Annotated in this window: 22 protein-coding genes; 12 read left to right on the top strand and 10 right to left on the bottom strand. The window is 63.2% G+C overall.

The window, feature by feature from the left end:
• The first annotated feature begins 110 nt into the window (after window positions 1-110).
• Window positions 111-2729 (top strand): preprotein translocase subunit SecA, encoded by a 2619-nt coding sequence (gene secA, locus GBB18_RS09595; protein ID WP_151641532.1) that lies wholly within the window; start codon window positions 111-113, stop codon window positions 2727-2729.
• Window positions 2730-2777: 48 nt separating this feature from the next.
• On the opposite strand, the gene GBB18_RS09590 is transcribed toward secA, so the two are convergent.
• Window positions 2778-3353: a hypothetical protein gene (locus GBB18_RS09590; protein WP_151641516.1), complete on the bottom strand. Its 576-nt coding sequence runs from the start codon at window positions 3351-3353 to the stop codon at window positions 2778-2780.
• Window positions 3354-3540: 187 nt separating this feature from the next.
• Between GBB18_RS09590 and GBB18_RS09585 the strand changes: the two genes are divergently transcribed.
• The 4 genes from GBB18_RS09585 (at window position 3541) to GBB18_RS09570 (ending at window position 7021) form a co-directional block, all read left to right on the top strand.
• Window positions 3541-3951 (top strand): HAD family hydrolase, encoded by a 411-nt coding sequence (locus GBB18_RS09585; RefSeq protein ID WP_151550060.1) that lies wholly within the window; start codon window positions 3541-3543, stop codon window positions 3949-3951.
• 4 nt (window positions 3952-3955) lie between these two features.
• Window positions 3956-4462, top strand: coding sequence for a hypothetical protein (locus GBB18_RS09580; RefSeq protein ID WP_151529477.1), 507 nt, complete (start codon window positions 3956-3958; stop codon window positions 4460-4462).
• Window positions 4463-4568: 106 nt separating this feature from the next.
• Window positions 4569-5678: a ferredoxin reductase gene (locus GBB18_RS09575; protein ID WP_151641515.1), complete on the top strand. Its 1110-nt coding sequence runs from the start codon at window positions 4569-4571 to the stop codon at window positions 5676-5678.
• 53 nt (window positions 5679-5731) lie between these two features.
• Window positions 5732-7021 (top strand): fatty acid desaturase, encoded by a 1290-nt coding sequence (locus GBB18_RS09570; RefSeq protein ID WP_151550058.1) that lies wholly within the window; start codon window positions 5732-5734, stop codon window positions 7019-7021.
• Here GBB18_RS09570 and GBB18_RS09565 read toward each other — a convergent pair whose 3' ends face one another.
• Genes GBB18_RS09565 through aroA form a run of 3 tightly spaced genes read right to left on the bottom strand, consistent with a single transcriptional unit; the run spans window position 7022 to window position 10827 of the window.
• Window positions 7022-8467, bottom strand: a complete 1446-nt coding sequence (locus GBB18_RS09565) for a chloride channel protein (protein WP_225979270.1) — start codon at window positions 8465-8467, stop codon at window positions 7022-7024.
• Entirely contained in the window at window positions 8464-9480 is a 1017-nt protein-coding gene (gene rsgA, locus GBB18_RS09560; RefSeq protein WP_151550057.1) for a ribosome small subunit-dependent GTPase A, read from the bottom strand. The genes GBB18_RS09565 and rsgA overlap by 4 nt, the downstream gene beginning before the upstream one ends.
• Before the next feature lie 9 nt (window positions 9481-9489).
• Window positions 9490-10827 carry a 3-phosphoshikimate 1-carboxyvinyltransferase gene (aroA, locus tag GBB18_RS09555; RefSeq protein WP_151641514.1) on the bottom strand — a complete coding sequence of 446 codons (1338 nt, stop codon included), beginning with the start codon at window positions 10825-10827 and terminating at the stop codon, window positions 9490-9492.
• Window positions 10828-10937: 110 nt separating this feature from the next.
• Between aroA and GBB18_RS09550 the strand changes: the two genes are divergently transcribed.
• The gene (locus GBB18_RS09550) at window positions 10938-11615 is read left to right on the top strand and encodes an SOS response-associated peptidase (RefSeq protein WP_151641513.1); all 678 of its coding nucleotides are present in this window, start codon (window positions 10938-10940) and stop codon (window positions 11613-11615) included.
• A 42-nt stretch (window positions 11616-11657) separates the two neighbouring features.
• On the opposite strand, the gene ybaK is transcribed toward GBB18_RS09550, so the two are convergent.
• Window positions 11658-12185, bottom strand: coding sequence for a Cys-tRNA(Pro) deacylase (gene ybaK, locus GBB18_RS09545; RefSeq protein WP_151550054.1), 528 nt, complete (start codon window positions 12183-12185; stop codon window positions 11658-11660).
• Window positions 12186-12250: 65 nt separating this feature from the next.
• Here ybaK and GBB18_RS09540 point away from each other — a divergent pair, with 65 nt between their 5' ends.
• The 3 genes from GBB18_RS09540 to rsrA are packed head-to-tail and all read left to right on the top strand — an operon-like array spanning window position 12251 to window position 13952.
• Window positions 12251-12970, top strand: a complete 720-nt coding sequence (locus GBB18_RS09540) for a metal-dependent transcriptional regulator (protein ID WP_151550053.1) — start codon at window positions 12251-12253, stop codon at window positions 12968-12970.
• Window positions 12971-13020: 50 nt separating this feature from the next.
• Entirely contained in the window at window positions 13021-13689 is a 669-nt protein-coding gene (locus GBB18_RS09535) for a sigma-70 family RNA polymerase sigma factor (RefSeq protein ID WP_151550052.1), read from the top strand.
• Window positions 13686-13952, top strand: a complete 267-nt coding sequence (rsrA, locus tag GBB18_RS09530; RefSeq protein WP_151550051.1) for a mycothiol system anti-sigma-R factor — start codon at window positions 13686-13688, stop codon at window positions 13950-13952. Before GBB18_RS09535 ends, rsrA begins: the two co-directional genes overlap by 4 nt.
• 87 nt (window positions 13953-14039) lie before the next feature.
• Here rsrA and GBB18_RS10885 read toward each other — a convergent pair whose 3' ends face one another.
• From GBB18_RS10885 to GBB18_RS09520, 3 genes are all read right to left on the bottom strand, one after another.
• Window positions 14040-14114 carry a 50S ribosomal protein bL37 gene (locus GBB18_RS10885; protein WP_370513275.1) on the bottom strand — a complete coding sequence of 25 codons (75 nt, stop codon included), beginning with the start codon at window positions 14112-14114 and terminating at the stop codon, window positions 14040-14042.
• Window positions 14115-14218: 104 nt separating this feature from the next.
• Window positions 14219-14482 (bottom strand): WhiB family transcriptional regulator, encoded by a 264-nt coding sequence (locus tag GBB18_RS09525; protein WP_151529467.1) that lies wholly within the window; start codon window positions 14480-14482, stop codon window positions 14219-14221.
• 383 nt (window positions 14483-14865) lie between these two features.
• Window positions 14866-15888 (bottom strand): diacylglycerol kinase family protein, encoded by a 1023-nt coding sequence (locus GBB18_RS09520; RefSeq protein WP_192796011.1) that lies wholly within the window; start codon window positions 15886-15888, stop codon window positions 14866-14868.
• A 98-nt stretch (window positions 15889-15986) separates the two neighbouring features.
• On the opposite strand from GBB18_RS09520, the gene GBB18_RS09515 reads away from it, so the two are divergent.
• Window positions 15987-16457 (top strand): hypothetical protein, encoded by a 471-nt coding sequence (locus tag GBB18_RS09515; protein ID WP_192796010.1) that lies wholly within the window; start codon window positions 15987-15989, stop codon window positions 16455-16457.
• Window positions 16458-16493: 36 nt separating this feature from the next.
• Here the strand turns inward: GBB18_RS09515 and GBB18_RS09510 are convergent, their stop codons facing one another.
• Window positions 16494-17789 (bottom strand): hypothetical protein, encoded by a 1296-nt coding sequence (locus GBB18_RS09510; RefSeq protein ID WP_151641511.1) that lies wholly within the window; start codon window positions 17787-17789, stop codon window positions 16494-16496.
• A 23-nt stretch (window positions 17790-17812) separates the two neighbouring features.
• On the bottom strand, window positions 17813-19120 hold the full coding sequence (locus GBB18_RS09505; protein WP_151641531.1) for a DEAD/DEAH box helicase: 1308 nt from the start codon (window positions 19118-19120) through the stop codon (window positions 17813-17815).
• A gap of 422 nt (window positions 19121-19542) precedes the next feature.
• Between GBB18_RS09505 and GBB18_RS09500 the strand changes: the two genes are divergently transcribed.
• A complete protein-coding gene (locus GBB18_RS09500; RefSeq protein ID WP_151529464.1) occupies window positions 19543-19770 on the top strand; it encodes a DUF3107 domain-containing protein in 228 nt (75 codons plus the stop codon).
• A 239-nt stretch (window positions 19771-20009) separates the two neighbouring features.
• On the top strand, window positions 20010-20867 hold the full coding sequence (locus GBB18_RS09495; RefSeq protein ID WP_151641510.1) for a DUF3152 domain-containing protein: 858 nt from the start codon (window positions 20010-20012) through the stop codon (window positions 20865-20867).

Genomic DNA, 20867 nt, shown 5'->3' with positions numbered 1-20867 from the left:
GGGTGTGTCGTGCGCCGCGCCGATGAAGGGCGCGGAGGCGGTGCGTCGCTCCGGTTGTCGATATATAAGGAAAAGTAGAGCCTGTGCTAGGACTGTCAAAGCTACTCCGGATGGGTGAGGGGCGCGCTGTCAAGCGTCTGCGTCACCTCGCTGATCAGGTCATCGCAGTGGAATCGGACTACGAAAAGCTCAGCGATGATGAGCTGCGTGCAAAGACCGACGAGTTCAAAAAGCGCCTCGAGGACGGCGAAACCGTCGATGACCTCGTGGTTGAGGCGTTCGCGGTGGCGCGCGAGGCGTCGTGGCGCGTGCTCGGCCAGAAGCACTACCCGGTGCAGATCATGGGCGGCGGCGCCCTGCACTTCGGCAATGTCGCCGAAATGAAGACAGGTGAGGGTAAGACCCTCACCTGTGTGCTGCCCGCCTATCTCAATGCCCTCGAGGGCAAGGGTGTGCACGTGGTCACCGTGAACGACTACTTGGCTAAGCGTGACTCCGAGTGGATGGGTCGTGTCCACCGCTTCCTGGGGCTGCGTACCGACGTGATTCTGGCTACGAAAACCCCAGCGCAGCGTCGTGAAGCCTATGCTGCCGACATCACGTATGGCACCAATAATGAGTTCGGTTTCGACTATCTGCGAGACAATATGGCGCGCTCGCTCAACGATTTGGTGCAGCGCGGCCACCACTACGCGATCGTGGACGAGGTGGACTCCATCCTCATCGACGAGGCTCGCACCCCGCTGATTATTTCCGGCGCCGTGGAGGGAACCTCGCAGTGGTACACTGCCTTCTCCCAGATTGCTCCGCGCATGAAGAAGGACATCCACTATGAAGTGGACGTGCGCAAGCGCACCGTTGGTGTGAAGGAAGAGGGCGTATCCTTCGTCGAGGACCAGCTGGGCATCGACAATCTCTATGCGCCCGAGCACTCGCAGCTGGTCAGCTACCTGAACAATGCGCTCAAGGCCAAGGAGCTATTCACCCGCGATAAGGACTACATCGTACGCAACGGTGAAGTCATGATCGTGGACGAGTTCACCGGTCGTGTGCTCTCTGGTCGCCGCTATAACGAGGGCATGCACCAGGCCATTGAGGCCAAGGAGCAGGTGGAGATCAAAAACGAGAACCAGACTCTCGCGACCATCACCCTGCAGAACTACTTCCGCCTCTACGACAAGCTGGCCGGTATGACGGGTACCGCCGAGACCGAGGCTGCCGAGCTGCACCAAATCTATAAACTCGACGTGATCGCTGTGCCGCCGAACCGCCCTAACCAGCGCAGCGACGAGCCCGACTTGATCTACAAGACGCAGGAGGCGAAGTTCGCGGCCGTGGCCGATGACATCGCCGAGCGCGTCGAGAAGGGCCAGCCGGTGCTGGTGGGTACCACCTCCGTGGAGCGTTCCGAGTACCTGTCCACCCTGCTGCAGCGCCGCGGCATCAAGCACAATGTGCTCAATGCCAAGCACCACGAGCAAGAGGCCCAGTATGTGGCCCAGGCGGGCTTGCCGGGCAATGTCACCGTGGCCACCAACATGGCCGGTCGTGGTACGGACATCGTGCTGGGCGGCAACCCGGATATTCTCGCGGACCTGGCCTTGCGTGAGCGCGGTTTGGATCCGGTGGAGAAGCCGGAGGAGTACGAGGAGGCCTGGGACGAGGCCATCGCCGAGGCCAAGAAGCGCTCCGAGAAGTACGCCGAGCAGGTGCGCGAGGCCGGTGGCCTCTACGTGCTGGGTACCGAGCGCCATGAGTCCCGCCGCATCGATAATCAGCTGCGTGGCCGCTCCGGGCGTCAGGGCGATCCGGGCGAGACCCGCTTCTACCTCTCGCTGCGCGATGAGCTCATGGTGCGGTTCCGCGGCCAGGCCATCGAGTCCATGATGAACCGCCTGAATGTGCCGGACGATGTGCCGATCGAAGCGAAGATGGTGTCCAACTCCATCAAGACCGCGCAGTCGCAGGTGGAGAACCAGAACTTTGAGGCGCGCAAGAACGTGCTCAAGTACGACGAAGTGATGAACGAGCAGCGCAAGGTGGTCTACGGCGAGCGCCGCGAGATCCTCGAGGGCATGGACGTCGAGCCCTTTGTGAAGAACATGATCGACGAAACCCTCTCCGCCTATGTCGCCGCCGCCACCGAGGTGGGCTACGTCGAGGACTGGGATCTCAATGAGCTGTGGAACGCCCTCGAGGCGCTCTATGGCCCGAGCTTCGAGTACCAGCAGCTCATCGATGGCACCGAGTATGGTGCGGCCGGCGAGCTCTCCGCCGAGGAGCTGCGCCAGGCGCTGATCGACGACGCCCGAGCCTGCTATGCCCAGCTGGAGGCGGCCGTGACCGCCCTCGGCGGCGAGGAGCAGATGCGCAACTTGGAGCGCACCATCATCTTGTCCATCGTGGACCAGAAGTGGCGCGAGCACCTCTATGAGATGGACTATCTCAAGGAGGGCATCGGCCTGCGCGCCATGGCACAGCGCGATCCGCTGGTGGAATACCAGAAGGAGGGCGGCGACATGTTCAATGCCATGAAGGACGGCATCAAGGAAGAAACCGTCCGCCAGCTCTTCCTGCTGCGCCAGCAATTCGTGCCCAAGATGGAAGAGGCCGGCACCGCCGACATCAACAACGATGGCAAGATCGACGCCGAGGACATCGGCGGAGATGTGGCCAAGGTGCGCCAGGCCGAGTCCAAGCGTACCTACCGCGGGCCCGCCGAGAGCTAAACTCGCCCGCCCCGCCGCCCGCAGGACACCATCTGCGGGCCGCGCCGCTTAAAACACCCGCAGCGTGTGAACACACCACACCCTGCGGGTTGTTTTATGCGCGTGCAGTTCCATGGCACCGGCCATGAAGCGGTGTTGGCTCACCCCACCCAACGGCTGGCCGAGGCGCACCACAAAGTCGAAGCGGTCTCGGCGGTAGACATCCGGGATCACCCGCAGCTCGGCGATAGGTGGGGGAGCGCTATCCGCCGTGACTTTCTGGGCGGCGATGAGCCGACGCATCATGGCCACATGGGCGCGGACCTGCAGGGCGAAGCGGGCAGGGGCGAGGGTGCTGGGCTCCGCGGCCCCGCTCATCACCGCCAGCATTCTGCTCACCGGGGGTTGGGCAATGCTGAGCAGATCCGAGAGGCGGCGCGGCTGGCGCGCTCGCGGCTGGGTGCCGGGCTGGGCCGCGGTCTGCGCCGCCCCACGCTCAAGGGGGCGCAGTGACTCCACGGGGGAAAGCGTCGATTCGGCGGCGGCTGTGGTGGATGTGGTGGCGGACAGCGCGGCGGCTGGGTGCAGCTTTTTCAGATGAGTGGTACCGGCAATGGAGATAAAAGGCGAGCTCTGGGCGCTCATGGCTGTAACACGGCCTTCCTGCGCGGGATGTGCGCGATCGCGGAAAGCAGCCCTCGGCCGCGTGGCGGCTTGTGGCCCGTGGAATCCCCCTGTGTCCCGCGTATAGTATGGCATGGTTAGCAGCGCGGCGCCCGCCGTGCCTGCATAGATGCGCCCCTGGGGCGATAGCAACAACACAAGGAGAACAATGCGCGGACTGGTAGTGGATTATGTGGGAGTGCTCGATGGCTCGGAGGAGGTGCAGCGTCGCTGGCGTAACTTCTTCTCGGCGCTGCGGAAGAAGGGCGCCCCGATCGCCATTTTGTCTAATGATCCCGGCGGCCCCGGCGCGGATGAGATCCGTGAGTGGGAATTCCGCGGTATCGTCGATGCGGTACTTCTCTCCGGCGAGATCGGCGCAGAAAAGCCCACTGTGGAGGCCTTTCAATTCGCGGCCGACACCTTGGAGCTGGAGCGCAAGGACCTGGTGATGGTGGATGATTCCATCGTGAACGTGCGCGGCGCTGTGGAGGCTGGCCTGATCGGCGTGTACTTCCAGCAATTTGATCGCGCCATCGTGGAGATCGCCGGCGTCTTCGAGATCGAAGGGGAATTCTAAGCGGATGCGCGTCTATCTTCCGGCCACCTTTCCCATGCTTGAGCAGCTGCACAGCGAGAGCGTGATCCACGCCCGCAATGGGTGGGCTTTTGCCCTCACCCCGGCGCTGCGCGAGTTCTACACCAGCGGCGATGATGAGGAGCTCTCCGAGGTCGCCTTCGACGATGCGGCGCTGGCCTCCATTCGGCTCTTGGCTATTGATAGCGAGCAGCGTTTCCCCCATCGCCGCGTGGTGATCAGCGCGGATGTGGATGATCAGGCCGTGGAATTCCAGCCGGAGATGGGCGAGTCGGTGGTGCGGCTCAGCCCAGCCGAGGTGGCGCTGCGCGATGTGGCCGCGCTGCATATTGACCTCGAGGACGCGGAAGCCGATATCAAGCGCGCCCTCGCCGTGTTGGACGCCGCTGAGCTGGGCGATGAGGATGCACAATTGGCGGTTGGGGACGCCGCCGAGCACTTCTTGGCGTGGTACGACCCCACCGAACTGCCCTTTGTAGTGGAGTTACTCTAGCTGGCTGAGATTTCGGGGGTAAAACTAGACAGGTGGGGTGGGCAGGGCTAAGGTACGCTAACGTAATAGTTATTTCTTAGAGAGAAAATATTTTGGAGGCCGAGCTGTGGCCACCCCACCTGCCAATACCCCGCGTAGTCGCCGCTTCAGCCCGGACCGGCTCCGGAAGTTCCGCCGCGCTCTCGGCGCGATCACTCACCCCCTGCTTCCCGATGATTACACCGCGTTGCTCAACCACCGGTGGTCGACGCGCGAACTGCGCGGCGAGATCATTCGGATTGAAGCACTCAACGAGCGCACCGTCAGTCTGGAGATCGCTCCCGGTTGGGGAGTGCCCTTGGACTTTCAAGCGGGGCAGTTCATCGGTATTGGTCTGCCCATCGACGGCCGTTTCGTCTGGCGCAGCTATTCGCTGACCAATGCCCCGGTGCAGGGCAGCGACTCTATCTTCCACATCACCGTGCGCGCTATCGACGGCGGTATGGTCTCGCAGCATCTCATCTCCCACGCCCGCGCCGGGATGGCGATTCGCCTCGCCGCGCCCGCAGGAGATTTTCACCTCACCGATCCCGTGGCCGATCACCTGCTCTTTATCTCTGCGGGCACAGGCATCACCCCCATCATCAGCATGCTGCGCTATATCGCGGATACCGGCGCCATCGAAGACACCACCATTGTGGTTGCCCATTCGGTGCGGGAACGTTCCGATCTGCTCTTCGCCGAGGAGCTTGAGCATCTCGGCACCCACCCGAATGTCCGCCTGCTGCTGACCATCACCAGCGAGCAGGGCCGGATGAGTATGCAGTCGCTTATAGACGCCATCCCGGAGATATCCAGCTACGCCGTCTATGTCTGTGGCCCCGAGGAGATGATCCGCGCCGCGGAGCAGGAGCTGGGGGCCGTGCTGGATGATCCCAGCCAGATCCACAGCGAGCGTTTCGCCTTGGACCGCTCGAAGGCGGGGTCCAACCCGGGCGGAGTGGTGAGCATTGGGAGCAACGCCTCGGTGGAAGTCGATGGCGCCACCACGGTGCTGGAGGCTGCGGAAAGCATCGGGGTGGCCCTGCCACACGGCTGCCGCATGGGTATCTGCCATACCTGCGTCCAAGAGATCAAGGAGGGCCAAGTTATGGATTTGACCACCGGCCAAACCTGCGGCCCAGGGGAGCGAGTGCGCGTGTGTAGCTCGGTGCCCTGCGGGGACGTCAGTATCTAAAACCAGCACAACTACTGCACAATCGCTGCAACGCGAAGGAGAGACACAGAGACATGGCTATCGATAACATTCGCGCTTATTCGCATCTCACGGACGAGGACATCGCCGCCATCGGAGCTCGCTTCGACGCAATCAAGCAAGAGGTGGAGTCTGATCTGGGAGAGCGCGATGCGCGCTATATTACGAACCTGATTCGGGTGCAGCGTGGCTGCGAAATTGCGGGTCGCGCGGCGCTGTTCTTCGGCAAGAACAAGACGGCTTTTGCCACCGGCACCGGGCTATTGGCTCTGTCGAAGATCCTCGAGAACCTCGAAATCGGCCACAATGTGATGCACGGCCAGTGGGACTGGATGAACGATCCCACGGTGCACTCCAGCACGTGGGAGTGGGACAATAACTGCCCCTCGGAGCAGTGGATGCACTCGCACAACTACATCCACCACACCTTCACTAATGTCCTCGGCATGGACAATGACGTGGGATATGGCGTGTTGCGCGTGACCCGCGACCGCAAGTGGCAGCCCTACCACCTGGCGCAGCCGCTGACCAACACCATCTTGGCCACCTTCTTCCAGTGGGCGGTGGCATTCTACGATGTGGAGCTGGGCAAGATTCCCGCCGGCAAGGCCACCTGGGAAGAGACCAAGCCGAAGCTCTGGCAGACCATCGCCAAGGTGCGCAACCAGATGGCCAAGGACTACGCCATCTTCCCGCTCGTGGCGCTTCCCTTCGGCCTGGGTGGCACGATGCTCAAGGGCAATATGCTTGCCAACTTGATCCGCAACCTGTGGGCCTATTCGGTGATCTTCTGCGGACACTTCCCGGACGAGACCGAAACCTTCACCAAGAAGCAGCACGCCACCGAGGACCACAACCAGTGGTACTTGCGCCAGATGCTGGGCTCGGCCAACTTCCGCGGCGGTTTCCTGTTGAGCGTGCTCTCCGGCAACCTCAACTACCAGATCGAGCACCACCTCTTTCCCACCATGCCCTCCAACCGCTTGGCCGAGGTGGGCAAGAAGGTGGAGAAGGTCGCCCGCGACTATGACTTGCCCTATCACACCGGCTCCTTCCCAGAGCAGTTCTTCAAGGTGCAAAAGACCCTGCTCAAGCTGAGCCTGCCGCCGCGCTTCATGGTGGCCGATAAGGACAACGCCCCGGAGGTGCGCTCCAATGCGGCCTTCAGCGATAAGTTCCCGGTGGAGCAGTATCTCCACGTGGGCGAGGGCGAGAACGGGGTGCGCCGTGGTTTGGCCACGGGGCTGATCATGCTGAAGAAGATCCGCCCCGGGGTGAAAGAAGTGATGATGAACTTCTCCGGCCGTACCCCGCTGCGCCGCTAGTTAGGGGCGGTTCCAGGGCATCGTCACGTTCAGCGGGATCTTCATGGTCTCGCTGGCGGCGCGTCCCGCGAGGGACGCGGTGGCGGCGGCCAAGAACAGCGCGAGATAGGCGCTGGAGGTTTGGCCGGTAAACTCGATGGTGACGATCACCGCGAATAGCGGTGCGGCCATGGAAGTGGAGAGGAAGCTGGCGCAGCCCAGCAGCGCGAAGTCCGAGGCCGGCAGTCCCGGCATGAAGGGCTGGAGGAACACGCCGATGCAATAGCCGGCGAGCGCGCCGATGGCGAAGCCCGGGGTGAGCACACCGCCGACCGCGCCGGACCGCAAGGTGACAAACACGGCGATGCCCTTGGCCACCAACAACGCCGCAGCGAAGGCCAGGGCCGGTCGGCCCACCAGCACCTCGGTGGCGGCGAGACGGCCATTGCCGAGAACAGTGGGCAGATAGATAGACATCAGCCCCACCAGAATGAAGGCCGCAGGGATGGTCCACAGCATGGCCGCGCCATGGGTCTTATTGCTCTCTGCGCGAGAAATGGCACTGCGAAATACCACGCCCAGCAATCCGCAGAGTGCGCCCACGATGATTGCGGCCCCGAGATTGCCCCAGCCCTCAGAGAGCGGAATGGTGGCATAGAGCGGATCATTGCCCACCACGATGCCGGAGGTAACTGTGGCTACCGCGGAGCAGGCTAACACCGTCATCATCGCGCGAATGGTGATGGATCCGAGGAGGATCTCCACGGCGAAGATCGCCCCGGCGAGGGGGATGTGATAGATCGCGCCCAAGCCGGCGCCGGCCGCGGCCGCCACCAGAATACGGCGGGTCTCCGAATCCAATTCCAGCCGGTGCGAGAGCTGGCTGGACATCATGGCGCCGAGCTCGCGGGGAGCATTCTCGCGGCCCACCGAGGCGCCGGCGGCCACGGTGATCATCTGCAAAAAGGCGTTGATGAAGGTCGATAGCACGGGCATGGGCTTGCCCTTCATGCCCTCGGTCACCGAGCGGATCGGCTTGCCCTTTGTTTGCAGCAGATAGTAGGCCACTCCGGCCAAAAGGCCGGCGATGGTGATACCCCAGAAGCGTTGGGCGGCGGTGGTACCGGCGGTGAGGTGGGCCGTCATGCCTTCATGGCGGCTATAGACCAGCATTTCCACCATCTGCATCGTTTTCACCAGCGCTGCGGCCCCAAGTCCGGTGCCCACACCCACGATAAGCGTGTAGATACATAGCAAGGCGAGGCGCTTGAGTCGGGCCTGCGGGGTGGCCGCACCGGTGCCCTTGTGGCCGCGTTCGCCGGTATCGCCGCTATCCGCTGGCGCGCGATCGGAGCTGGCGAGTTGCACCGTATTCGTGGCCCCGCTGCTGCTCGTGCTGCAGTTGGCCGCGGTGGTGTCCTCGCTGGCTGCTTCGCTATCCTCTGCCGGGCGCTGTGTACTGCTCACAGGTTCTTCATCTCCCATTCATCATTGGAGTGCAAAGAGGTGAGCAGCAAGCGCACCGCCTCGGCGCGTCGAGCTGAGGGACCGTCCAGATCATCCAATCCGCACTCAGGATCGGCAGGAGGCCCGAGGTGGGTGCAGCCCCGCGAACATCTCTCCGCGGCGGCCGCGAGATCATCAAACACCGCGATCACATTCTCTGGGGTGACATGGGCCAGCCCGAAGGAGCGAATACCGGGGGTGTCAATAATCCAGCCCGTGCCGGAGTCGAGGGGCAACGCCACCGACTGCGTGGAGGTGTGGCGTCCCTTGCCCACTCCTGAGACCTCGCCGGTCGCGCGATCCGCGTCCGCCACGATGCGGTTGACTAGGGTGGATTTCCCCACCCCGGAATGGCCGATGAGCGCGGAGACCTGGCCGTCGATGAGGGCATTGAGCTCATCGAGGGGATCGTTAATCCCGCACACCACTACCGGCACCTCGAGGGCGGCGAACTCGGCGGCAAAGGCAGAAGGATCGGCCAGATCCGATTTGGTCAAGCACAGTACCGGCGACAGATTGCCCACATAGGCCGCCACCAGAGCACGTTCCACAAAGCCGGCCCGGGGCGGGGGATCGGCCACGGCGCACACAATGAGCAGCTTCTGGGCATTGGCCACCACGATCCGCTCATAGGGGTCGGTATCGTCGGCGGTGCGGCGCAGCACCGAGGAGCGTTCGCTGAGTTTCACGATGCGCGCCAAGGTGCCGGGCTTGCCGCTGGTATCGCCCACCACGCCCACGCGATCACCCACCTCGATGGCGGTGCGACCCAGCTCCCGGGCGCGCATGCAGGTCACGGTGTCCGCAGGGGCGCGGCCATCTAAAGCGACGCCCCAGCGGCCGCGGTCTTTGCTAATCACCATGCCAAACTCGGCGTCTTTGTGCTTGGGGCGGTGTTTCGTGCGTGGCCGTGAGCCCCGAGAGGGGCGGATTTTTACATCGGATTCGTCAAAATCGCGCCGGGATCTACTCACTATCTCACCTCACTCCTGGTGTGTTGGCGCAGCGGGGTGTGTGCCGGCGATCATCTGCGCCCACATGGTGTCGAAACCGGGCAGGGTTTTGGCGGTGGTGTCGATATTTTCCACCTGTACCCCCTCGGTGACGAGGCCGATAATGGCCCCGGCGGTGGCCATGCGGTGATCGTGGTAGCTGTGCCATACCCCGCCGTGCAGGGGCATGGGGGTGATGGTCAGCCCGTCTGTGTGGGCCTCGCAGCGCCCGCCGAGCCGGGTGATTTCGGTGCTTAATGCCTCGAGGCGATCGGTTTCATGACCGCGCAGGTGCGCGATACCGCGCAGGAACGAGCGGGAATTGGCCAGGGTGGCCAGGGCGGCCACGGTGGGGGTGAGCTCGCCAATATCGCTCATGTCGATATCGATGCCACGCAGCCGGCCATCGCTGGGGCCGGTGACCACGAGGTCGTGGCTATCGCCGCGCGAGTACAGCTCGGCCTGCGCGCCCATGCGGGTGAGGATGGAGCGAATCTCGTCCCCAGGCTGGGTGGTGGTGTGCGGCCAGTGGGGGACGGTCACCTCACCGCCGGTGACCGCGGCCGCCGCAAGGAAGGGGGTGGCGTTGGAGAGATCGGGCTCGATATTCCAGTGCCGGCCGCGGATGGTGCCGGGGCGTACTCGCCATACGTGGCGCTCGGAGGTGTCTACCTCTACGCCGGCCTCGCGCAGCATGTCGATGGTCATATCGATATGTGGTTGGGAGGGCAGCACGGTGCCGGTGTGGCGCAGCTCGATGCCGTTATCGAAGCGGGCGGCGGCCAGCAGCAGGCCGGATACGAACTGGGAGGAGCCGGAGGCGTCGATAGCGATCTCGCCTCCGGGCAGGCTGCCGGTTCCGTGCACCGAGAAGGGCAGCCGGGTACCGTCGATATCCGCCCCCAGCCCGCGCAGGCCGTTGAGCACCGCGCTCATGGGGCGGGTGCAGGCTTGGGCGTCGCCGTTGAAGAACACGGTGCCATCGGCGAGCGCCGCCACCGAGGGCACGAAACGCATGAGGGTGCCGGCCAGTCCGCAATCGATGGTGGTGCCCGACAGCGGCTGGGGTTGCACGCGCAGTTCAATATTGGGGCTGCCATGGGAGGGGGAGACGTCGCTGATGGAGACGCCTAGGGCTTTGAGGGCGCCGATCATCAGGTCGGTATCGCGGCTGCGCAGCGCCCCAGAGATCGTGGAGGGCCCGTCGGCGAGCGCGGCTAAGATGAGCGCGCGGTTCGTCATCGACTTCGATCCGGGGATATGTACGCGGGCGCGCACAGGGTCCTTCACAAATGGGCTGTCCCACAGGGGCATGCGTGCTGAATCCATACTTCGATTCTAGGGCTAGGGTCCGGTGGCGTCGTCGATGTGCCCTAAAACCGCAGGTGGTTGTGAGCATACGGGGGATAGGTGGCCAGGCTGCTGGCACAATGGGCACCATGTGTGGTCGTTTTGTTTTATTCACTACTGAGCAGGAGCTGTTGCGCCATGCCCAGCGGGTATTCGGCGTGTCGGAGATTGATGCGCCGCAGGGCTGCCCGCCGCCGCGCTACAATATCGCCCCCACCCACTCGGTGCCGGTGTTTGTTGCTACCGAGCTGCTTCAGGATGCCGCTACGACGGCCCCGCTGAGCCTGCGGGCCGCGTGGTGGGGCTTGCTGCCGCACTGGAAGAAGGACAGCACCGGTCCCGTGCTCTTTAACGCCCGGGCTGAAACCGTCGCCACCAAGCCGTCTTTCCGTGACGCCTTCGCCCGTTCCCGCTGCGTGATTCCCATGGATGGCTATTACGAGTGGAAGGATAAGCAGCCGCACTTTGTCCATCGAGAAGATGGCGAGCTGCTGTGGGCTGCGGGCGTGGTTGCCACCGGGCTGGGGCAGATGTCCACCACGATCATCACCACCGCCAGCGCCGAGCCGCTTGCGTGGCTGCATGATCGCATGCCGCGCCTGCTCACCGCCCAGGAGGCCCAGGCGTGGCTCACCCAGGATCAGCAGGCGGCGGAGGCGATCGTCTCCGTAGCGGCGCCGGAGTCCCTGCGCGCGAGTGTGATCACCACCCCAGCCGATACGGCCGTGGGCCGGGTGGGCAATGATTATCCCGAGCTGATCTCCTAGCAGCGCGCTTATCGACGTTCACCAGCCGCGCCCCTTTTCGGCCTAGGGTGCGGCGAGATCGCTGAATTCAGCGCCGAGGACGGCAGCCATATCGCTGGCGCGGAGCTGGATATCGAGCCCGCGCTTGCCGCCGGAGACATAGATGGTCGGATGCGCCGTGGCGCTGGCGTCGATACGCGTGGGCAGGAGTTTCTTCTGCCCCAGTGGGGAGATCCCGCCGGTGATATAGCCGGAGGACTTTTCGGCGTCATGCGGATCCGCCATGCTCACCTTGGATACGCCGAAGGCGTGGGCGGCCTTCTTCAACGACAGCGAGCCGGTGACCGGTACGCAGCACACCGCGAGGTTGCGGCGAGGCCCGCGTCCGGCGCTTAAGTCCACCACGAGGGTTTTGAAGATGGCCGCGGCCGCGACGCCCTCGCTCTCGCCGAGTGCTGCAGCAGCCTGCTGGCCGAAGTGGTCGTGACCGGCGTCGAACTCGTGAACCTGATGCTCGATTCCGGCCGCGCGCAGCACCGCCAGGGCGGGAGTGGCGGCACCCGAGGCGCCCTTTTTCTTTTTCTTTGCCATAACCGAGACACTATAACGCTGGAGGGGCCTAGCGCGTCAGCGATCAAACGCTAGGGTTAGAGAGTATGGATACGTCTGTACCTTCCATCACTGATCTGCCCGTGCGCACCCAAGATTACTTGAAGAACATTTTTGATATTTGCGAGCGGACGCAGGCGCCGGCCTCGTTGAAAGAGCTCGCCAGCACGATGGGGCAGAAGACCCCCACGGCCTCTGAGGCGGTGAAAAAGCTGGCGCAGAACGGCTATATTTACCGCGAACCCTACCGCGGCATCACCCTCACCGCGCAGGGGCGGCAGCTGGCCCTAGCTATGGTACGGCGGCACCGACTGGTGGAAAGCTTTTTGGTGGAAACGCTGAACTATGGCTGGGATGAGGTGCACGAGGAGGCCGAGCTACTCGAACACGCCATCTCTGATCGTTTGCTCGGCCGGATTGATAGCTTTCTCGGATTCCCCAGCCGCGACCCGCATGGGGATCCGATTCCCAGCGCGAGCGGGGAGATCGACACCGTGGGCGGTTATACGCTGGCAGCGCTTGCTCCCGGCGCGGACACTGTGGTGGAGCGGATCCACGATCACAGCGTGGACATCCTGCGCTACCTGAACGATAACGGCATCGTGCCGGGGGTGCGCATCAGAGTGGGCGAGCCGCCTTTCGACGGCATGGCGGCACTCTATGTGGGGGCAGCTGACGGCACCTGGTCGGCTGAGCCGGTGCTGCTCAATGAGGAGGCGGTGCGATGTGTGGACGTGGCGGACCCTAGAATAAATGAGGACGACTAGGACGCACGGCGCACACCGCGACTATAGAGGCAGGAGCCACGGGGATAAGCATGGTGGACACACCTGAGGACGCACAGGCCACGAGCCGAGCGCGCGCAGGCGAGGATGAGCGCAGCCTCGAGCAGCGTTTCGAAGACGACGCCCTGCCGCTGCTGGATCAGCTCTATGGCGGCGCGCTGCGCATGACGCGCAACCCGGCGGACGCCGAGGATCTCGTGCAGGAAACCTATTTCAAGGCCTATCAGGCCTTCTCCTCTTTTCAACCGGGCACCAATCTCAAGGCGTGGCTGTACCGGATCATGACCAACACCTATATCAATAGCTATCGCAAGAAAAAGCGCCGGCCGCAGCAGCTGCCCACCGAGGAGATCACCGATCATCAGCTGATGAATACCTCCACCCACGATTCCACCGGGCTGGAATCCGCTGAGGTGGAGGCATTGAAGCTGCTGCCGAATACCCAGATTGCGGATGCGATGAACCAGCTTAGCGAGGACTATCGCATGGTGGTCTACTACGCAGACGTGGAGGGGCTGGCCTATAAGGAGATCGCGGAGATCATGGGCACTCCCCTCGGAACGGTGATGAGTCGGCTGCATCGGGGAAGAAGACAGCTGCGCGATGCGTTGAGAGAGGTAGCTGCCGATCATGGCATCGGCGTCGAGCCCGAGACGGACAGCACCGAGCAGGCCACAACAACGCGGAAGGTGAGCCAATGAGAGACTGCGGACGCAAGCATGAATGCTCCGAAAGCTGCGAGCGCGCCTATGCCTCTCTCGCTCGGCTGCTGGAGGGGGATTGCAGCCCCGGCGAGCGGGCACAGCTGCGCCGGCACGTCGAGGCCTGCCCAGAGTGCTTCGAGCGTCTCGGAGTAGAGGAGCAGGTACGCGAGCTTCTGCGGCAGTGCTGCTGCCAAAAAGCCCCCACCCGGCTGCGTGAAACCATCCGCTTCAAGATGCGCGTGGAGTGGACCATCGGCTAGCCGCAGCGGTGAGAAAAGAGAAAACCCAGCGTGGTTCTTCAAAGAAACCAGGCTGGGTTTTGCTGCGCTAGGGCCTAGGCCAGTGGCTTAGGCGTTGGGGCGCTTACCGTGGTTAGCGCCCTTCTTGCGACGGTCCTTACGCTTGCGACCACGCTTGCTCATAGTGGTCTCCTTCCTAGAGGTGGGTATGAATGAAAAGAAAGTTTGAGTGCCCAGTGTATCGTCTCACTCACGGCGAGAACAATTCACTGTGGCACTCACGCTTCCTAGACTGTGGCGCGGGAGCGCTGGCGCGCCAGCGCCTTGTTGCGGCGCTTCAGGGCGCGGCGCTCGTCCTCGCTCATACCACCCCAGACGCCGGCATCTTGGCCGGACTCGAGGGCCCACTTCAGGCAGTGGTTGGTTACTGGGCAGCGGTTGCACACCAGCTTTGCCCGGGCGATCTGTGCCAGGGCGGGCCCGGAATTTCCTACAGGGAAGAAGAGCTCAGGGTCCTCGTCGCGGCAAACTGCGTTGTGGCGCCAGTCCATGGTGTACTCCTTAAAGTTAAGCTAAAGCTTTAGTGCATCTATCAGGGTGAATTATCGGCTTCGGGTGAAGGCAGGGTACGCATCGGATGATCCGGATGAGGGCGCTCTTCTCTTCGCAGTTCTGACATCCTACGGCTAGTAGAGGGCACGGGTGACTCCCAAGAATATGGGGGTCGTGCTTGCTAGCTACAGTGAAGCCAAGGGAGAGAAAAATTAACGCCCGCCGCTTAAGCGTTCCGTCTCAGCTGCGGGTTTAACGTATGGTTAATCTCTGCTTCTACCGAATTTTGGCAAAGGGTTGCGCTTTCTTTGCCTTCGCTGAAGTGAATTCTTGCACGACTATGTCTGTTTGGCTAGAGCTTTCGCCAAATTAGTGATATATCTCACGAAATTTGAACGCCCTCAGGGGCGATCACGTCGATCACATCGGGGACAGAAACGATATCGATGCGATCTGTCTCGCCCATAAACTCGCCGTCTAGCTGCCACTTCGTCTTCTCTGTCAGGGTGAGTGTAAGTGCGTTGATATCGTCAACTTGGATTTCTCCGGTATCCACGGGCAAAGCAGACCAGAATCGGACATTCGAGCCCACCGTCTTCATCAAAGCCGCCAGTCCACCGGCGCCTTCGGCGCTGGTGAGGGCGAAAATTGAGAGGCCACCTTCCGTTCGGGCATCGGGGTTGGTCACAACCGGAACGGGGCCGGCAAATGTCCAGGGATTGGTATTGGATACCACCACCAAGGGCAGCTCCTTTTCCTCCCGCACGGTGCCAGCGGTCTCCGCTCGGAAAGAGATATGCGGCGGATGCGCCCGCAGGCGACGCCAGGCGCGTGCCGCAATAAGCGCGTATTTGCCGGGGGTTGCCGAGATGCCGCGCTTGCGGGCCTGCTCCATCGAGTGAATCACGGCGGCATCAATGCCGATGCCTAGGTTCACGCAGAGCCAGCGCTTGGACTCATCATGGTCCGGATCTGTCTCTGTCGAGCCCACATTATGTGCCATGGCCAGCGGCAGGCGCCGCACCGTGCCCTCGCGGAGCAGATCCGCGATCTCAGAGGCGGCCTCTGTGGGATCATTGGGCAGCCCGAGGGCGCGGGCATAGACATTGGCGGAGCCGGTGGGGATGATTACTAGTCGCGGCAGCTCGGCAGCATCGGGGCGCGCAGCAACATCTTTGCCCAGCAAGCCATTGATCACCTCGCCGACAGTGCCATCGCCGCCGAGAATTATGATGGCGTCATAATCAGAGCGCCGCAGCCCAGCGCAGATCTCCTCGGCATGCTGCGGATAGGCCGTATGGACAGCCTTGATGGACGTCACAGGCGCGAGCGCGTTCACAACATCGCGGACAATGGCATGGCTGACGCTCGTGGAGTTGGGGTTCATCAAAAGTAGGCTTCGCACGATTCCCCAGTGTAAAGGATTCCGCTCCCGCGACGGCGCGCTGCGTCGCTGCGGGATGTCTAGGGCGCAGTCACCGGCGTTGTATAGACTGATGTTCTGTGAGCAGAGCAGAAAAATCCCGCCGCAGCCCCGAGTCCACGCCCCCTGCGGAGCAGGCCGCATCCGCCGTTCCCGCCCCTATTCGCTGGGCGGCGATACTCGGCGGGGTAGAGGGGCTCCTCGGTATCGCATATGGCATCTTTCTCATGGCCCGTGACCTGCTGGGATATCGCGATGCCTCCGCTGTTTTCGAAGATGAGCTGCGCGCCGATCTGCTCGGCTTCGGCACCGGCGTGGTCTTTCTCATCTTCTTCGGCGCGGTCTGCATTGCAGCACTATTCCTCGCCCGCGGCAAGCGCTGGGGCCGCGCGCCCATACTCATGCTCAACATGCTGCTTCTTCCCATTGCCTTCTATATTCACGGCGCCGGGCACACCCCCTCGGCCATTGCGGTGGGCATTGTGGGCCTGCTCGGCCTGGGCCTGCTCTTCAACGGGGTCGCCGTGCGCTGGGCGGCAGCGCAGTACTAGGCGAGAATATGCCTGCAGGGTGGCGTCGATAAGCGATTATCGACGCCACCCTGTGATCGTTGAGCCCTGTTGGGCGATGATCGTGTCCCCAGAAAGGCGCAGATTAATCGGGGTGGAATCGGCGCCATCGTCGATGGAGGCGCGGACATGGTCGATCCGCTTGCCCCGGTGCCACTCGGCGAGGGCGAGACCATCACGAACGGGATAGGCCACGGCATCGGTGCCCATTGCCACCCCTGAGCCGATTGCGTCGGAGAAGATGTGTTCCACGGCGAGGGTCGTGGGGTGGAAGAGGATGAGGCCGCGATCGGTGTAGACCGTGATGTGGTGGGGAAGATCGGCGTGAATGATGGTGCGCGGATCGAAGAGCGGTGCCACGCCGCGCTCGCTCAGCACCTCGCCATTGATGCCATAGGAGACAATACGTCCCTGGACGCGCAGGTCTTGGGGCGGGTAGTACACCGCGGCGGCATCCTCAGCAACGGCCAGAAGCTGGGCGTCCGGCTGCTCGAGCTCGATGGTTTTCTCGGGCTCCGGCTTGCGGGAGTCCTCGGGATTGCGGTCGAAAAAGTGCAGCCGAGCCACAGAGGCACCACTGTTATTGCCGGCTTCCTCAGGCGCGCAGATATCGATGAGGGCCAGGGTGCTCAGCCGAGTCAGAGCGGAGCCAATGCGGCAATAACCATGGCCCAGCTGTTCGCGCTCCTGCGGGGCGGGATCCTTACCCACCTGGATGGTGCGCACCAGATCCGAGCGCCACAGCACCACCAACTCATCGTTGTACACCCCCGCGGCGTCATTGGAACGCAGCGACTGCACGGGCTCTTCGGTGAGCACCGCGCGGGTGCTGTTATAACGGCCGGTATCGGCATCGATGGCCGTGGTTTCACCGCAGCCGAAGCCCGTGGAGAAGGACACCATCACCTGTGAAAATGCCAAAGATAGTGCGCAGACGGTGGCATCGCTGCGCTCATAGGACCAGCGCTCGGTCTCGGTGGCGGGGTCGAAGGCGAACACTCGGTGGTCCTCCGCGGCGATTACCAAGCCATCGATCACATAGGTATCCCGCTGCTGCAGCGGGGACTCAGCGGTGAGCGTCCACTGTTTATGCATGGACTCCGGGAAGGAGGTGACCACACTCGGCACCTGCGGGGGCTGCTCCTCTGGGCCGATGGAGCTGCGCAGATGCGCGTGGCGGGCCGGGGCGCTGAGGTATGTGAGCACACAGATGAGCGCCACCAGTAGCGCGAGCACAGACCAGCCCGCAGCGGGGGTGAGGCGGCGCCGAGCAGGGGTGGCAGCACCAGCCGCACCGCTATCGCGTGAACTCATGAGGCTGAAGGATACCGCACTTTCTAGTTACGGCGCCCGCGCCCTCCGCGGCCGTTCTGCTGACCGCGCCCGTGGCTGCGCCCAGCGCCCCGCGGGCGGCTGCCGCGACCACGCAGGCTCGAGGCACCCCCGCCGAAGACGGGGCGGGCATCGCCGATGGAATCCGTAGCGCCCTCGGGAATATCGAGGGCCTCGAATAGCTCTGGGGAGGTAGAGAACCACTGTGGCGGTTCCGGCTGGTCGAGCTTGAGCTCATCATTGATCAGCGCCCACTTGTGCAGCTCATCAAAGCCCACCAAGGTGACGGCCGTTCCGGTGTGGCCAGCGCGTCCGGTGCGGCCAATCCGGTGCACATAGGTCATCGGATCGTCCGGGGTCTGATAGTTGATCACATGGGTGACATCATCAATGTCGATACCGCGGGCCGCCACATCGGTGGCCACCAGGATCGTGATGCGTCCCTCGCGGAACGCAGTGAGTGAGCGCTCGCGGGCCGATTGTCCCATATCGCCGTGCACCGCCCCCACTGCAAAGCCATGGGCGGCAAGGCTTTCGGCCAATGTCGCCGAGGAACGCTTCGTGCGGGTGAAAATGATGGTGCGGCCGCGGCCGGGAGCCTGCAGAATGCGGGAAATAATCGCCGTTTTATCCATCTGGTGCGCCTGCATCACCACCTGGCGGGTAGAGGCGTGTGTCTGCGAGGACTCCGCCGACTCGGCCCGAATATGCACCGGCTTGTGCATGAAGCCCCGAGCCAAGGTGATGATGGGGCCGGGCATGGTGGCCGAGAACAACATCGTCTGGTGGGCGTGGGTGAGTATGGCCATGAGCTTTTCAATATCGGGCAAAAAGCCCAGATCGAGCATCTCATCGGCCTCGTCGAGAACCAGGATCGCCACCTCGTTGAGCCGCAGTGCCCCGCGCTGGGCAAGATCAAGGAGCCGTCCCGGCGTGCCCACGACCACGTCCACGCCTCGCTCGAGTGCCGAAATTTGATCCTCATAGGGGGTGCCACCGTAGATCGCCAGTACCCGCACCGGCAGGCGGGCTGCGGCAGTGGCGAGATCCTCACTCACCTGTACCGCCAGCTCGCGGGTGGGGCAGACAATCAGGGCGCGCGGGGTGCCATCGAGCTCCGCTACATCGGCGGCGTCAAAGACGCGATCAAGAAGAGGCACGCCGAAACCGAGGGTCTTGCCCATGCCGGTGCGGGCCTGGCCGATGATATCGGCGCCATCAAGCGCTAAGGGCAGCGTGAGCTCCTGGATGGCAAAGGTGTGGGTGATGCCCTTTTCTGCCAGGGCCTCCACGATCTCCACGGCGACGCCCAGCTCCGCAAAAGTCGGAGTGGCGGCGTCCTGCGTGGCGGCTGTACTGCGAGAAGGTGGTGCCGCGGCGGGCGCGGCGGCAGCCTCTGTAGCGGCAGGGGGAGCGGTCGCCGCAGCCGTCTCGGAGGGTGCCGGTGCGGCCTCGGCTACCTGCTGGCGCGTGGTGTGGCGACGCACTCGGCGGCGGGAACGCCTCGAACCGGCAGAGCGAGGCTGATCGTGGGCGGTGGAAGATCCTTGGTCAGACACATCTATAGATACTAACTGTCCTGCCACTAGTATTGGAGACTGCCTCAGTGCACGGTGGCAGAGAACTACTATCCTCACTGTGCATATGAGACGATAACCGTTAATTCATACGCACCGGCGCGGTAGCCTAGGCAGGTGCCGCGCCATCGTCACAGACATGGAAAGAGGGCATCTGTATGGACATCAAAATTGGTTTCAATGACAGCCCACGCGAGCTTGTTATCTCCTCCGATCGCGCCCAGGATGAGGTGCTCGCGCAGGTGCAGCAGGCACTCGCCAGCGCAGAGCCGACCTCTGTGACTCTGGATGATGACAAGGGCCGAAAGTATGTGGTTCGTAGTAGCTCTATCGCTTATGTGGAATTCGGTTCCGCACACGCTCATCCAGTGGGCTTTATCAACTAACGCCGCCGACAGGCGCAGCGCGCAGGATCACGAGGCAGAAGGAGTAGCGAGTCATCGACGAGAGAAGACATCTACGCGGCCAGGACGGGGAGGACCGCCCCGACCGCTATAACGCGTGGAATAGCGACGATGACATCGCTGCCTCGCGCCACCACAGGCCGGAGCCGGCGCCGTCGCCGGGGCGGCATGAAGCAGCGGGGGAGCGTCGAGAAGCAGAAGAGTCCACGGACTCCTTCTTCGTGCGTTTCGCCCGCGACTATGGCTGGCGGGCCTATGCCATTCCGGTGCTGGCGATCATCACCGTGTGGGTGCTCGTCGACATCATCCATCAGCCCGCCGCTACCACACCCCCCACCGCCTCCTCCGTTCCGCCGGCAGCCACGAGCACAGGTCGCGACGAGGGGCGACCGCCGGTGCCTAATCCCGCAGATCTGACGTTTCTGACCGAGGGCGGTCAGCTGCCCGAAGGCGGGCCCTATACCGAAGACGGTCGCGGCACCTACCGCACGGTGGGCGCACCTGGCGCCGAAGCTGGGGCGGGCCGCCCGCGCACCTTCACTTATGTGATCGAAGTGGAAGAGGGGCTCAACCCCGCCCACTATGGCGGCGACGATGGCTTTGCCGCGATGGTGGATGCCACCCTGACCAATCCGAAGGGCTGGACCGCCGATCCCGAGTTTGGCTTCAAGCACATCGACAATCCGGACAAGGCGGATCTACGCATCCAGCTGAGCAGTGTGAACACCACGCACAAGAGTTGCGGCGCCAACTTGGGCATGGAGACCTCCTGCTTTACCTCCGACGGCAATCGCGTGGTGCTCAACGAATCCCGCTGGGTGCGTGGCGCTCGGCCTTTCGCTGGTGATCTCGGCGCCTATCGCCAATACCTCATCAACCACGAGGTAGGACACGGTATCGGCTATGCGCAGCATGTGCCGTGTGGCCGCGATGGCGCCCTCGCGCCGATCATGATGCAACAAACCCTCAGCCTCTCTAATTCGGAGCTGAACAAGATCGACCCCAACGAGATCTACCCCGACGATAACGCCACCTGCAGCTATAACGCGTGGCCCTATCCGAACGGCAAGAAGGAATAA

The organism is Corynebacterium sp. 11A, assembly GCF_008930935.1.
In the GTDB taxonomy this organism is placed as follows: Bacteria; Actinomycetota; Actinomycetes; order Mycobacteriales; family Mycobacteriaceae; genus Corynebacterium; species Corynebacterium megadyptis.
The sequence above is the reverse complement of the archived record's forward strand: the minus strand, read 5'-3'. Positions and strand labels throughout refer to the sequence as shown.